Annotated in this window: 11 protein-coding genes; 1 reads left to right on the top strand and 10 read right to left on the bottom strand. The window is 66.8% G+C overall.

What is annotated here, in order from left to right; genetic code table 11:
• Positions 1-35: 35 nt before the first annotated feature.
• From AB0O52_RS02905 to hemE, 10 genes are all read right to left on the bottom strand, one after another.
• Positions 36-1,346, bottom strand: coding sequence for a glycoside hydrolase family 3 N-terminal domain-containing protein (locus AB0O52_RS02905; protein ID WP_364533075.1), 1,311 nt, complete (start codon positions 1,344-1,346; stop codon positions 36-38).
• 62 nt (positions 1,347-1,408) lie between these two features.
• On the bottom strand, positions 1,409-2,731 hold the full coding sequence (gene hemL, locus AB0O52_RS02900) for a glutamate-1-semialdehyde 2,1-aminomutase (RefSeq protein WP_364533072.1): 1,323 nt from the start codon (positions 2,729-2,731) through the stop codon (positions 1,409-1,411).
• A 62-nt stretch (positions 2,732-2,793) separates the two neighbouring features.
• A complete protein-coding gene (locus AB0O52_RS02895; RefSeq protein WP_364533069.1) occupies positions 2,794-3,870 on the bottom strand; it encodes an LLM class flavin-dependent oxidoreductase in 1,077 nt (358 codons plus the stop codon).
• Positions 3,870-4,850 (bottom strand): porphobilinogen synthase, encoded by a 981-nt coding sequence (gene hemB, locus AB0O52_RS02890; RefSeq protein WP_364533066.1) that lies wholly within the window; start codon positions 4,848-4,850, stop codon positions 3,870-3,872. Before hemB ends, AB0O52_RS02895 begins: the two co-directional genes overlap by 1 nt.
• A complete protein-coding gene (locus tag AB0O52_RS02885) occupies positions 4,847-5,740 on the bottom strand; it encodes a uroporphyrinogen-III synthase (protein WP_364533064.1) in 894 nt (297 codons plus the stop codon). Before AB0O52_RS02885 ends, hemB begins: the two co-directional genes overlap by 4 nt.
• A 19-nt stretch (positions 5,741-5,759) precedes the next feature.
• Positions 5,760-6,746, bottom strand: a complete 987-nt coding sequence (gene hemC, locus AB0O52_RS02880) for a hydroxymethylbilane synthase (RefSeq protein WP_364533061.1) — start codon at positions 6,744-6,746, stop codon at positions 5,760-5,762.
• Complete coding sequence (locus AB0O52_RS02875) at positions 6,743-7,918, bottom strand: ferrochelatase (RefSeq protein WP_364533784.1); 1,176 nt, start codon at positions 7,916-7,918, stop codon at positions 6,743-6,745. The genes hemC and AB0O52_RS02875 overlap by 4 nt, the downstream gene beginning before the upstream one ends.
• Before the next feature lie 65 nt (positions 7,919-7,983).
• On the bottom strand, positions 7,984-8,685 hold the full coding sequence (hemQ, locus tag AB0O52_RS02870) for a hydrogen peroxide-dependent heme synthase (RefSeq protein WP_364533058.1): 702 nt from the start codon (positions 8,683-8,685) through the stop codon (positions 7,984-7,986).
• A 72-nt stretch (positions 8,686-8,757) separates the two neighbouring features.
• Positions 8,758-10,287, bottom strand: a complete 1,530-nt coding sequence (gene hemG / locus AB0O52_RS02865; RefSeq protein WP_364533055.1) for a protoporphyrinogen oxidase — start codon at positions 10,285-10,287, stop codon at positions 8,758-8,760.
• A 5-nt stretch (positions 10,288-10,292) separates the two neighbouring features.
• The gene (gene hemE / locus AB0O52_RS02860; RefSeq protein WP_269992852.1) at positions 10,293-11,420 is read right to left on the bottom strand and encodes a uroporphyrinogen decarboxylase; all 1,128 of its coding nucleotides are present in this window, start codon (positions 11,418-11,420) and stop codon (positions 10,293-10,295) included.
• Between the two features lie 148 nt (positions 11,421-11,568).
• Here hemE and AB0O52_RS02855 point away from each other — a divergent pair, with 148 nt between their 5' ends.
• Entirely contained in the window at positions 11,569-12,894 is a 1,326-nt protein-coding gene (locus tag AB0O52_RS02855) for a glutamyl-tRNA reductase (RefSeq protein WP_364533052.1), read from the top strand.
• Positions 12,895-13,340 lie beyond the last annotated feature (446 nt).

Below are 13,340 nucleotides of genomic sequence, written 5' to 3'. Positions count from 1 at the left end.
AATCGTCCCGAAGCCGGGGATTTTTCGCGTCCGCCTTACTTCCCCGACTTCACTTGAAGAACAGTCAAAGCCGCGCTATCGACTGATTTGCGGAATTCAGGATCTGTCTGCGCACGCTGCAGGACCTGGGCGTACATCGCCGGAACTGAAGCGGTGTCTGCGCACAGGACCATGGTGCCGCCCGCTCCGACGAAATTCGCTGCCCTGTCACCCATGCTCCAAGGCGACAGTTGCACGGCGTTGCAAAGGTCATCGGACACGATGATGCCGGTGAACCCTGCGTCCGCCCGCAACATGGTGCGCATGATCACCGATGAAAACGGCGCCACATGGTCGGGATCGATCTTGTCGTAGTAGGCGTTCGAAATCATGACCCAACGGAGTCCGCCGTCGATCGCGGCTTTGAACGGCATCAGGTACGGATCCGTCCGGGTGGTTTCGGTGTCGTGGACGTTCGCGCTGACGTCAGTGTTCAGGCTTACGCGCCCCATCCCCGGAAAGTGCTTGACCACCGGCGCCACCCCTGCGTCCCGCAGTCCGGCCGCCATCGCGTTCCCGTGCTCGGACACCGCAGCCGGGGTGAAGCCGTATTCACGCTTGAACGCCCCGATGGGCTTGTTCGAGGGCGCGAATTCGGGGCTGGGAACCGTATCCAGTACGGGCGCCAGGTCAACGTTCACTCCGGCCTGCAAGAGCTCGGACCCCCAGTTCCGGGCATCGGCGCGTAGTTGTCCGGGGCTCGAATTGCCCTGGTCCAAGGCTGCGGGAATAGGCAGGAATCCAGGCCCCCGGAGGACTTGAACGGAGCCGCCTTCCTGGTCCGTCGCGACGGACAGAGGCAACCCTCCGCTTGATGCCGGTGAAATCGCCGCCCTCAGCTTTTCCACGACCGATGCCGTTGCCGCAACGCCTGCCTGGCTGCGTCCGGCCAGATAGATGTTGCCTATGTGGTTGTTCAGGAGATCAGCCACAGCACCCGAATCGCTTCCGTCGGCCTTGGCCGCCACCATGAACAACTGCCCTACCCTTTGTTCCAGGGTCAGGCCCGCGAGTAGCTGTTCCGGCGTCGGGTGCGGAGGCGGCGGCGGATCAGCAGCCCGGGCTGGCGTTGCAGAAGCACTCGGCGATGGCCCGGACGGCGAGTGGGAAAGCCCAGGGGCCGGGACAGCCTGTGGGGTGCTTGGCGCCGGGAGCGCGTCTCCGACGGCCGTGACCCCGCGGTCAGGGGCGTCGGCATGCGCAATACCGGCAAATGCCCCGGCCATCAGGGCGAAAAGCACGAGCAGTGAAATTCTGGACGGCTTGAGCAGATAAATCATCGCCTTGTCGATTCGATCGTTGCGCACAGCCTGCTCCCGGCGCGGTGGTCCATGCAAGGAGCAAGCTGCAAAACATCGGAATAGACGCGCTACAACGCGGTGGCCTCCGCTGCCGCCTTGGCTGCCGCGGGGAGCGCGTCGAAGATCCGGTTCATCGCTGCGTCGTCGTGGGCAGCAGAGAGGAACCATGCCTCAAAGACCGACGGCGGCAGATAGACACCGGAGTCCAGCATGGAATGGAAGAACGGTGCGTAGCGGAAGACCTCCTGGGCCTGGGCGTCCGCGTAGTTGTGGACTCCGTTGGCCGAAGTACCGAAGGCCACGGAGAAGAGGTTCCCTGCGCGCTGGATCGAGTGGTCCACGCCGGCGGTGTCCAGCGCCGAGGAGAGCGCTGCCGAGAGTTCCTGGGAGCGGGCATCCACGAAGCTGTACACCTCCGGCGTCGCGAGCGTCAGGGTGGCGACGCCGGCGGCCATCGCCACCGGGTTCCCGGACAAGGTTCCGGCCTGGTACACCGGGCCAAGGGGCGCAAGGTAATCCATGACGTCGGCACGGCCGCCGAGCGCCGCCGTCGGCATGCCGCCGCCGATGACTTTGCCGAAGGTCAGCAGGTCCGGTGACCAGCCTTCCTGGCGTCCCGTGAGGCCCCAGTAGCCTGCGTAACCGGTGCGGAAGCCGGTGAGCACCTCGTCCAGGATCAACAGCGCGCCGTGTTCGCGGGTGATGCGGGACAGTCCTGCGTTGAAGCCTTCGTTCGGCGTGACGACGCCCATGTTGGCCGGAGCGGCTTCGGTGATGACGGCAGCGATGTTGTTGCCGTGCGCAGCGAAAGCGGCTTCCACCGCGCCGAGGTCGTTGTACGGCAGGACGAGGGTCTCAGCGGCGGCAGCCTCGGTGACACCTGCGGAACCGGGCAGGGCCATGGTGGCAAGGCCCGAGCCGGCCGCGGCGAGCAGTCCGTCGAGGTGGCCGTGGTAGCAGCCGGCGAATTTCACGATCAGGTTGCGGCCGGTGAACCCGCGGGCCAGGCGTACGGCGGTCATGGTGGCTTCGGTGCCCGTGGAGACCATGCGGATGCGTTCGACGGCGGACACGCGTTCCTTGACGATCGCGGCGAGGTTTGCCTCATCGGGCGTGGAGGCGCCGAAGGACAAGCCTCGGTCGACGGCGGCGTGGACGGCGTCGAGGACGGCCGGGTGCGCGTGACCCAGCAGCGCCGGGCCCCATGAGCACACGAGGTCGACGTATTCGCGGCCATCCGCATCCGTCAGGTACGGACCCTGCGCCGAGACCATGAACTTCGGGGTGCCGCCGACGGAACCGAAGGCGCGTACCGGAGAGTTGACGCCGCCGGGCATCAGGGAACGGGCGCGGTCGAACAGCTGGTCGGAGACAGGGGTGTGTGAAGTCATGGTGTCCATTCTTTCAGGGAGTCGGGGAGGTTCAGGCGCCGGCAGGGACGGTGCAGGCGCTTTCAGGCGCCGGCAAGCTGCTCGGCCACGAGCGGGGCCACCACGGTGCCGAAGAGTTCGATGCAGCGCATCATGGATTCGTGGGGCAGGGTTCCGTTGCTGTATTTGAGGTCGAAACGGTCAACGCCGAGGTTCTGCTTCAGCAGCACGATTTTCCGGGCGACCGTTTCCGGGGAGCCTACGTAGAGGGCGCCCTCGGGTCCGCACATGGCGTCGAACTCGCCCCTGCTCGCCGGTCCCCAGCCGCGCTCGGCGCCGATGCGGTTGCGCTGGGCAAGCCAATGCGGGAACAGTTCCTCCCGGGCCTGCTCGTCTGTGGGGGCGACATAGCCGGGCGAATGGGTGGCGATCTGCTGCATGGGGTGCCCGTATTTCCCCATGGCCTCGCGGTAGAGCTCCACGAGAGGAGCAAAGCGGCGAGGTTCCCCGCCGATGATGGCGAAAATGATCGGGTAGCCGTATTGGGCGCAGCGCAGCACCGACTCAGGAGTACCGCCCACACCGATCCACGTAGGCAACAAGTGGTGTTCCAGCGGCGGAAAGACGCTCATTCCGTTCACGTTCGGCCTGGTGCGGCCTTCCCAATGCACGGGCTTCTGGGCCCGGACCTTGTCGAAGAGTTCCAGCTTCTCCTCGAACAGGACTTCGTAGTCTGCCAGGTCCAGGCCGAACAGCGGGAACGATTCCACGAACGAGCCACGGCCCAGCATCACTTCCGCCCGACCGTTGGAGAGCGCGTCAACGGTGGAGAACCGTTGGAAGACCCGGATGGGGTCGTCGGAGCTGAGCACCGTCACCGCCGAGCCGAGCCTGATCCTTGATGTCCGGGCGGCCGCGGCGGCGAGGAACACTTCGGGCGCCGAGACAGCAAAGTCGCGGCGGTGGTGCTCCCCCACGCCGAAGGCATGGAGCCCGACGGCGTCCGCCAATTCCGCTTCCGCCAGCAGCTCGCGCAATACCCGGGCATGGGGTTTCGGGTTGCCGTCGGCATCCACCCCCGCGTCGCCGAAAGTATTCAGTCCGAGGAGGATTTCCGTAGCGCCGACGGGGGACGTGGGTGTGGAAACGGTATCTGTCATCAGGACTCCTTAAGCCAGCCGGCAAGCTCGGAGGCCCAGTATGTCAGCACCATGTCGGCGCCGGCCCGCTTGATGCCGAGCACGGATTCTGTGATGGCGCCGCGGCGATCGATCCAGCCGTTCCCGGCAGCCGCTTCGATCATGGCGTATTCACCGGAGATTTGGTAGGCCGCCACGGGAACAGGGCTCATGGCGGCGACGTCGGCGAGGATGTCGAGGTAGCTCATGGCCGGCTTGACCATCACCATGTCAGCGCCCTCTTCGAGGTCGAGTTCCACCTCGATGATCGCTTCCCGGCGGTTGGCGGCATCCATCTGGTACGTCCGGCGGTCACCTTTGAGCTGCGAGTCCACGGCTTCGCGGAACGGGCCGTAGAAGGCAGAGGCGTACTTCGCCGCGTAGGCCAGGACCGCGGTGTTCTGGTGTCCTGCTTGTTCAAGGGCCTGGCGGATGACGGCGATCTGGCCATCCATCATCCCGGACGGCCCCAGGACGTGGGCGCCGGCGTCTGCCTGCGCCACTGCCATCTGTGCGTAGATTTCGAGGGTGGCGTCGTTGTCCACGTAGCCGTTGGCGTCCAGGACACCGCAGTGGCCGTGGTCGGTGAATTCGTCGAGGCACACGTCGCCCATGACCACCAGGTCATCGCCCACTTCTGCGCGGACGTCGCGAATGGCCTTGTTCAGCACGCCTTCCGGGTCCAGGGAGGCCGTGCCGCGGGCATCGCGGACGGCGGGCACCCCGAAGAGCATGATGCCGCTGACGCCCAGTTCCACGGCCTCGGCTGCGGCGCGCTTGAGCGAGTCCGTGGTGTGCTGGACAACACCGGGCATGGAGCTGATCGGGGCCGGTTCGCTGAGTCCTTCGCGGATGAAGGCCGGCAGGATGAGGTCCGCGGGCGCGAGCCGGTGTTCGGCCGTCATCCGGCGCATGGCGGGGGTGGTGCGGAGCCGGCGGGGCCGGTGGTTTGGAAAGCTCAACTTTTGTTCCCTTCGGTGGCGAATACGGTGCGTAGGGCGGCCACGATGCCGTCGGGTGTGGGTTCTTTGGCGGTTGCCGCGACCGGGATGCCGAGAGCGGCAGCCTCTGCCGCCGTCGAGCGCCCGATCGCAATGAAGCGGCAATCCCGCAGCGGCTCCAGCGAGGCGTGGATGCGGCGTGCCGCACTGGGTGAAGCGGCGACGACGGCGTGGAGCCGGCCGCTGGAAAGCTCGGCCTTGGCGGCTTCGGGGGTGAGCTCCGGCGCCCCGGATCCCGACCCCGTCTTCCAGCCGTTCGCGGCCACCAAGGCAGCGGTCAGCCTGCGATCGGGGGCGGCCGGGTAGTCCACCGTGTGGTAGGCCGAGACTGCTTGGACCACGGCTCCCTTGGCTTCGATCCCCGCGGCCAGCACAGCGTCGGCAATGTCGGCTTGGGGCAACAACACATTGGCCGGGCCTGTCGGCCAGACGGAGACAAGTCCTGCGGCCGACTGGACGTCTTCGGGTGCGAGGTCCACGCGAACGCCCTCGGCTTCGAGGACCCGCCGGCTCGAAGGGCCAATCGTCGCGACCCTGACCGAGTCCGGAATCAGGTCCTTCAACTCCGAGCGACGCTCGGCCGCCTTTTCCTTCAGGGCCCGCACCGTGGTGATGCTGCTGACCACCAACCAGCCGTATGCTCCGGCGCGGAGGGCGTCCAAGGCGACCTCGAGGGAATGCTGGTCCCGGGCACGCTCGAAGTCGATCAAGGGCAACAGGAGCGGCTCCGCGCCGGCTTCGCGCAGGGCGCTGACGAGCGGGGCGGCACGGTCCGGGCTGCGCGTCACAAGAACCCGGGCGCCTTCAAGGACCCGGGCCTCCCCCGACTTCACTGCGCTGTGCCGTCCCATGGTCTCCTGTTGGCTCCGGTTATCGGGAAGCTGCAAGATCTGTGATGTCCGCAGCACCCGCGGCAAGCAGGAGCTCGGCGACTTCGATGCCGAGCAGCGTGGCGCCCACCTCAGTGAGCCCGTCGGTGGCCTTCTTCTCGCGTACTGACTTGCTCCCGTCCACGGCGCAGACAACGGCTTCGAGGTACAGCATGCTGCGCTTGCGGTAAGCGTAGGCTCCCACCGGCGCTGCACAGCCGGCTTCGAGCCGGGCCAGGACGGCGCGCTCCGCGGTGACGGCCAGCCGGGTGTCTTCATCATTGAGCGCGGCCAGGGCCTGGGCTAGGGCGCCCTGGGAACCTTCGGCCGAGCCGGACTGCCCGGGGGCGTCGGCGGTGCGGCACTCGATCGCAAGTGAACCCTGTCCGGGGGCAGGAAGCATGACGTCGGTCTCGAAGAACTCCGTCACGACGTCGAGCCTGCTGATGCGTTCCAGTCCCGCCGCGGCGAGGACGACGGCGTCGAGGTCGCCGGGTGAATCCTCCGCGTTTCCGGCGAGCCCGGGAACGCGGCCCAGCCGGGTGTCCACGTTGCCGCGGATGTCCACGACGTCCAGATCCGGGCGGGCGGCGCGCAGCTGGGCGGCGCGGCGCGGCGATCCGGTGCCGACCTTTGCGCCTGCCGGAAGGTCCGCCAGCTTCAGACCGTCGCGGGCGCACAAGGCGTCCCGGACGTCGACCCGTTTGGGCGTCGCGGCAATGGTGAGTCCCGGTGCCGCACCCGTGGGGAGATCCTTCAGGGAGTGCACAGCGACATCGCACGCGTTCTCCAACAGCGCGTCGCGAAGCGCGGCGACGAACACTCCGGTGCCGCCCATCTGGGACAAGGAGCCCGTCCGGACATCGCCTTCGGTCTTGATGCGCACCAGTTCAACGGGAAAGCCACCGACGGCGGCCAGCTGGTCCGCTGCCTGCTGGCTCTGGGTGAGCGCGAGTTTGCTCGCGCGGGTACCGATCCGAACGGTCATTTCGCGCCTTCTCCTACGGGGTAGGCATCGTGTCCGGTGCCGACCGTGGAGTCCGCACCCGCAATCGCTGGCTTCTCTCCGCGGAAGTTGGCGCAGCAGCCCGGACGGCAGATGTCGTACCACGGCCCCAGTCCGGTCATGGCGGGACGATCGGGGATGTTGTTGGCTACGGTCCGCTCGCAAATGAGGTCCACCAAGCCGGAAACGAACTTGCGGTGGGTTCCCGGGGTGGGGACGCGGGTCGCGGCGAGCCCGAGGTTCCTGCACGTTTCCAAGGCTTCGGTGTCCAGGTCCCAGGCCACTTCCATGTGGTCGGAGACGAAGCCGAGGGGAACGATCACGACGCCTTTGATTCCCTGGCCGGCCAGTTCCTCGATGGCATCGTTGATGTCCGGCTCAAGCCACGGAACACTCGGTGCGCCCGAACGGGACTGGTACACCAAGGACCATGGCGCGGTGAGCCCGGACTCGGCTTCAACCCGCCGGACCACCCCGGCGCCGGTTGCCAGGTGTTGGGCCACGTAAGCCGACTCCTGCTCGAACTCGCGGGGCTCGGCGGCCGAACGTCCGGCGGCCTCGGCGTCACGGGTCGGAATGGAGTGCGTTGCAAACAGGATGTGGACCGGAGCGTCCTGGAGACCGGCTGCGGCCAGTTTGTCCTTTACCTCGGCAAGTCCCGCGGCAGTTCCTTCGACGAAGGGTTCGACGAAGCCGGGGTGGTCGAAGTACTGGCGGACCTTGTCCACCTCGAGCTTGCCGTCAAGGCCGGTCTCCGTCAGCGCGATACCGATGTCCTCACGGTATTGGCGGCAGCTGGAGTAACAGGAGTAAGCGCTCGTGGTGACCATCAGCAGCTTGCGGTGGCCAGCGTCGTAGGCTTCCTGGAGCGTCTGCGGGATGTAGGGATCCCAGTTGCGGTTGCCCCACAGCACGGGCAGGCTGATGCCCCGCGATGCGAGCTCCGCTTCAAGGGCCGCTTTGAGGTTCCTGTTTTGCTGGTTGATAGGGCTGATCCCGCCAAAGGCGCGGTAGTGGTGGGACACCTCTTCGAGGCGCTCGTCCGGGATGCCGCGACCACGGGTCACATTGCGCAGGAAGGGAATGACGTCGTCCTGGCCTTCGGGTCCGCCGAAAGAGGCGAGGAGGACGGCGTCGTACTCCTTGGGAGCCATGCGTCCGGCCTCGGTGACGTCATTGACCTCGGTGAGGCTGGCCGGACCAGTGGAGTGGCGGCCGCTCACGCGAGGACCTCGGCGATCTCCGCGGCGCTGATGCGGCGGCCGGTGTAGAACGGGATTTCCTCGCGGACGTGGTTGCGGGCGTCGGTGGCCCGCAAGTGGCGCATGAGGTCGACGAGGTCAACGAGTTCGGGTGCTTCCAGGCCGAGGATCCACTCCCAGTCGCCCAAAGCGAAGGAGGACACGGTGTTGGAGATGACCTGGGGGAAGTCGCGGCCCAGCATGCCGTGATCGCGCAGCATCTTTCCACGCTCTTCGGCCGGCAGAATGTACCACTCGTAGGAGCGGACGAACGGGTACACGCATAGCCAGGTGCTGGGCTCGACGCCGCGGGCGTAGGCCGGAACGTGGTTCTTGGCGAATTCGGCTTCGCGGTGGACGCCCATGGCGGACCAGACGATCTCGGTGCCGGCGAACAGGGCGCTGCGGCGGATGTCGCGGACTGCCTGTTGCAGGGCCTCGGGCTTGGCGCCGTGGAGCCACACCATGATGTCGGCGTCGGAACGCATCGCGGAGACGTCGTAGCTTCCGCGGAGGACCACGCCGTCCTCGGCGAGCTTGGCAGCCAGCTTCTCGAAATCCTGGACAGCGTCGGCGCTGCGCAGGACATCGCCCGACCGCTTGAAGACGGTCCACAGCGTAAAGAACTGCTCTTCGGATTCGGCAGTTTTAGTGACAGATTCGGCAGAAGTGTGGCTCATGGTACAAGTCTGCCCCGTGGATGCCGCTAAGTCGAAATGCACCACTTCTACAAGGCGTAGAAGTGGTGCATTTCACAAAATTGCGTCGATCTGCGCGGACGTGTCCGTTACCACCGCGGCCAGGCCGTTTCCGGCGAGCCAGCCGCCCACGACGGTCAAGCCGTCGGCTTCGGAGCAGATGCGGCGCACCTGGGCAACGCGCTGTTTGTGACCGACGGCGGCGAACGGCAAGGCGCCCGCCCAGCGGACGACGTCCCAATCGAGCACGTCTTCCCGGACGATCGGCACGGTCAGCAAGGTCGAGGCGTCGCGGAGCGCAGCCTCAAACAGGGCATCGTCATTGAGTGAGGCGACGGATTGCACGGCCGCCGATCCACGGCCGTCCGCTCCCTCCGCGCGCCCATAGGAAAGGCGCAGCACGTGCGTTCCCGGGCCGGCTTCTTCCGCCAGCCAGTCCCACTTTGCCGTGGCATGCGTGAGCGCTTTCGCCTCGATCCCGGCGGTTTGCGGAGCGACGAGAATGCCCGTGCCGCGCGGACGGCGGTCCAGTTCGGGCACGTCCACCACGAGGGTCACCAGGCTCACCAAGGGGCCCGCCGCTGGACGCAGTGCGGACAATTCCGGAAGTGCCCCCTCGAGCAGCCCGACGGCGGCCGGACCGTCGAGCGCCACCACGAGCCGTCCGGCGTCGTACGCCGTGCCCGCCGCGGTGGCCTGCCAGCCGCTTTCAGTGCGGGTGATCGAATCCACCCGGGCACCCGAAACCAGGGTGACGCCTTGGGAACGCAACTCCTTCACAAGGGCGGTCACGAGGGTGTTCATCCCGCCTTTCAAGCCGCCGACGGCGGATCCGGCCTTCGCCGTCCCGCTTCCGTTTTCGTCCGCGGCGGCCAACCCGGGGGTGGCCGGCCCGGAGGCGGCCGCGCGCTGGCTGGCCGCGCGCTGGCTGGCCACAGCTTCGGCCAAAGAACCGTGCTTGCGCAATGCTGCACGCAGTCCGGGGGCCACCATGTCGACGTCGAGCAGTCCGGGATCCGCGGAGTGCACTCCCCCGACGACGGGTGCTACAAGCCGTTCGAGGACCCGCTTGCCCATCCGCGCCCGGACCAGCGAGGAGACACTCGTGACCTCGGCGGAGGTGCCTACCGATGCGGGCAGGTAGCGGTCAAGCGAGGCCCGCAAGGAACCCGCGAAGCCCAAGGAACGCCGGACCTCGGGGTCCCAGGGATTCGCCGGAATTCCGAGCACTCCGGTCTTGGGTAGTTCCTGCGGGCCGTCGGGCAACTGCACCCAGGCGCCGCCAGGATGGGGTGCCACGATGTTGCCGCCGAGCCCGAGATCGCGGGCGAGGTCGGCCACAGCGGTGGAGCGCGTGGCGAAGGACTCTGCGCCGCTGTCCAGCTCAAGGCCGCCCACAGTGTGGCTGCCCACGCAACCGCCCCACGCGTCGCCCGCTTCGAGCACGGTGACAGCGATCCCGGCCTTGGCCAGTCCGCGTGCGGCGAGCAGGCCGGAAATGCCGCCGCCCACGACGACCGCCGTCAACCGGGTTGATGAATCTCCGGGAAGTGCGTGTTCGGGCTGTGTTTGTGCCCCGCGCATGCCCGCTATCCTGCCGGGATCGAGTGGATGAGTTCCACTACCCGGGTCAGGACGGCGGGGTCCGTCTCCGGAGGCACGCCGTGGCCGAGGTTCAGAACGTGGCCCGGAGCTGCGGAACCGGCGGCGATCACCTCGCGCACATGGGCTTCAAGGACCTCCCACGGCGCAGAAAGCAGCGCAGGGTCAATATTGCCCTGCAAGGGCACGGTGCCACCCAGCCGACGGTTTGCTTCGTCAAGCGGCAGCCGGTAGTCCACGCCTACGACATCCACGCCGACGTCGCGCATCGCGACGAGCAACTCTGACGTTCCCGTGCCGAAGTGGACCAGCGGCGCGCCGAGGTGGCGGACGTGGTCGAGGGCGCGGGTCGAGGCGGGAGCAACGTACTTGGCGTAATCGGCCAAGCCAAGGGAACCGGCCCAGGAGTCGAACAGCTGCCCTGCGGAGGCGCCTGCTTCCAACTGCGCCCGCAGGAACATGCCCGATGCGTCGGCAGCCCAGTTGGCCAGGGCGGTCCAGGTTTCCGGATCGGCGTGCATCATGGTGCGCGGACCGAGGTGGTCGCGGGAGGGCTTGCCTTCCACCATGTACGCGGCGAGCGTGAACGGCGCACCGGCGAAGCCGATCAAGGGCGTGGTGCCGAGCTCCGCCACTGTCAGGCGCACGGCCTCGCGGATCGGCTCAAGGGCTTCCCAGGTCAGCTGCGGCAGGGCGGCCACGTCGGCCGCGGTACGGACGGGCTTGTCCAGGACGGGGCCGACGCCGGGAACGATGTCCACGCCGACGCCTGCCAGCTTGAGGGGAATGACGATGTCCGAGAAGAAGATCGCTGCATCAACGTCGTGGCGGCGCACCGGCTGCAAAGTGATCTCGGAGGCGAGCTCGGGACGCAGGCAGGAGTCCAGCATCGCCACGCCTTCGCGGACTTTGAGGTATTCCGGCAACGAGCGGCCGGCCTGCCGCATGAACCACACCGGACGGCGTGACGGTTTGCCTCCGCGGTAAGCCTGGATCAGCGGGGAGTCTGCGGTGCGGCCATCCATGAGCGGGTGGCTTGCATCAAGGCTTGGGGCGGCGGTGCCGGAAACGCCGTTGGCCGACACAGAATGAGGCAGTGCGGAACTGGAAGTCATGCCTTCGATTGTGCCGAAGATCGGGGTCAAAAGATAACGACAGCCTGTCCCGCACGATCCAAGGTGACCGGCGTCACTCCGGGCAGTGCGGAGAACCACTGGCGTGCGTTGTTCTACATGGCGCCGAAAAAGCTATGATTGCTTTGCTGTGGTTCTTTTCTCATTGGTGGCTACACACGCCGACATCGATCTTGAAACCGTCGCTCAGTTGAGCAACGGTTCATCCGAGGTTGCCTCGTCCGCTTTGGCCGATTCCCAACTTGTCTCGGGCGCCGTGGTCCTGGCCACCTGCAACCGGTACGAAATCTACGGCGAAACGCCTCACGTCGAGAACCTTGAAGCCGCCCGCTCGGCGCTCGTCACGCAGATCAGTGGCTTGAGCGGACTCAACGAGCAACTCGTCTCGCGCGCCTTCAGCACCCATACCGGCCCCGAGGTCAGCAGGCACCTGTTCGCCGTCAGTGCCGGACTGGACTCCGCCGTCGTCGGCGAACGCGAAATCGCCGGCCAAGTGCGCCGCGCCCTCATCACTGCCCAGCACGAAGGAACCGCGAGTTCCGGGCTGGTCCGCTTGTTCCAGGCCGCTTCCAAGACGGCCAAGGACGTCGGGGCCCAGACCGCCCTCGGTTCGCGGGGCCTCTCCATCGTTTCGGTTGCCCTGGACCTCGCCACGGACCTCTCCGAGAGTGCCGACTGGAGCACCAAGAAGGTAGTTGTCTTCGGGACCGGGGCCTACGCCGGGGCCACTATGTCCCTGCTTCGCGATCGCGGCTGCACCAACGTCTCGGTCTACTCGTCTTCCGGCCGGGCCGAAGCTTTCGTGGCGACCCGCGGCGGAACCGCGCTCGACGCCGAAACCCTTCCTGCCGCCGTCGCCGCCGCCGATGTCATGATCGGTTGCAGCGGGTCGGACACCCGCGTTGAGGCCGCAGAGCTTGCCAAGGTCCGCGCTTTGTCCACCCAGCCACTCATCGCCATCGACCTCGCGCTCACCCACGACTTCGACCCCGCGGTGGGCGAGCTAGACGGCGTCGAGCTCCTGACGCTCGAATCCGTTCGGCTCGCTGCGCCCCAGGAACAAGCGGAGTCGCTGGCGCAAGCGAGCACTATTGTTTCCGGCGCGGCAGAGGCCTTCGAGCAAGAGCGCGAAGCCCGGTCCGTGGATTCGGCCATTGTGGCACTGCGCCGCCACACCATGAACGTGCTCGACGCCGAGATGGAGAAAGTCCGGGCCCGGCACGGCTGCACCGCTGCCGCCGAAGAGGTCGAATTCGCGCTCCGCCGCATGGTCAAGCAATTGCTCCACATCCCCACGGTCCGGGCACGCGAACTCGCCGCCAACGGCCAGCAAGACGATTACGTGGCAGCCCTCGAGGCCTTGTACGGCATCCAAGTGGAGCAGCCGGCCGCGTCACCCGCAGCCGCGTGCCCTGTCGACCACCAACAGGCATCCCAGCAGGCTGAAAGCGCCTAGCCCACGCGACACTGCCCGCCCCGGGTGGCCCTCGTGGCCCGGGTGGCGTTGCCCACGCTCGAACTCACTCAGAGCATGCCCTCCCCTGATCACGAGGACCGGACATAACAGGAATATGTCCAGCAGCAACGACCGCGAATGAGCATGTCCCTCCGAGGCCGTGGTTCACGAATGAGCATGTCCCTCTGAATCGGTGGCTCGCGAATCACCGTGCCGATTCGCCCCACCAGAGCATGCGCTCCCCCGAGCACCAGGACCGGACATAACAGGAATATGTCCAGCAGCAACGACCACAAATGGGCATGTCCTCTGAGGCGGTGGTTCAAGAATGGGCATGTCCCTCTGAATCCGTGGCTCGCGAATCACCGTGCCGATTCGCCCCACCAGAGCATGCGCTCCCCCGAGCACCAGGACCGGACATAACAGGAATATGTCCAGCAGCAACG

The organism is Arthrobacter sp. NPDC080073, from assembly GCF_040686575.1.
In the GTDB taxonomy this organism is placed as follows: domain Bacteria; phylum Actinomycetota; class Actinomycetes; order Actinomycetales; family Micrococcaceae; genus Arthrobacter.
This window is presented reverse-complemented; position numbering and strand designations above follow the sequence as displayed.

Excerpts from the sequence above, each read along its gene's own strand:
- hemL (WP_364533072.1), bottom strand. The coding sequence starts at position 2,731 with ATGACTTCACACACCCCTGTCTCCGACCAGCTGTTCGACCGCGCCCGT.
- AB0O52_RS02895 (WP_364533069.1), bottom strand. The coding sequence starts at position 3,870 with ATGACAGATACCGTTTCCACACCCACGTCCCCCGTCGGCGCTACGGAA.
- AB0O52_RS02885 (WP_364533064.1), bottom strand. The coding sequence starts at position 5,740 with ATGGGACGGCACAGCGCAGTGAAGTCGGGGGAGGCCCGGGTCCTTGAA.
- hemC (WP_364533061.1), bottom strand. The coding sequence starts at position 6,746 with ATGACCGTTCGGATCGGTACCCGCGCGAGCAAACTCGCGCTCACCCAG.
- AB0O52_RS02875 (WP_364533784.1), bottom strand. The coding sequence starts at position 7,918 with ATGGCTCCCAAGGAGTACGACGCCGTCCTCCTCGCCTCTTTCGGCGGA.
- hemQ (WP_364533058.1), bottom strand. The coding sequence starts at position 8,685 with ATGAGCCACACTTCTGCCGAATCTGTCACTAAAACTGCCGAATCCGAA.
- hemG (WP_364533055.1), bottom strand. The coding sequence starts at position 10,287 with ATGCGCGGGGCACAAACACAGCCCGAACACGCACTTCCCGGAGATTCA.
- hemE (WP_269992852.1), bottom strand. The coding sequence starts at position 11,420 with ATGACTTCCAGTTCCGCACTGCCTCATTCTGTGTCGGCCAACGGCGTT.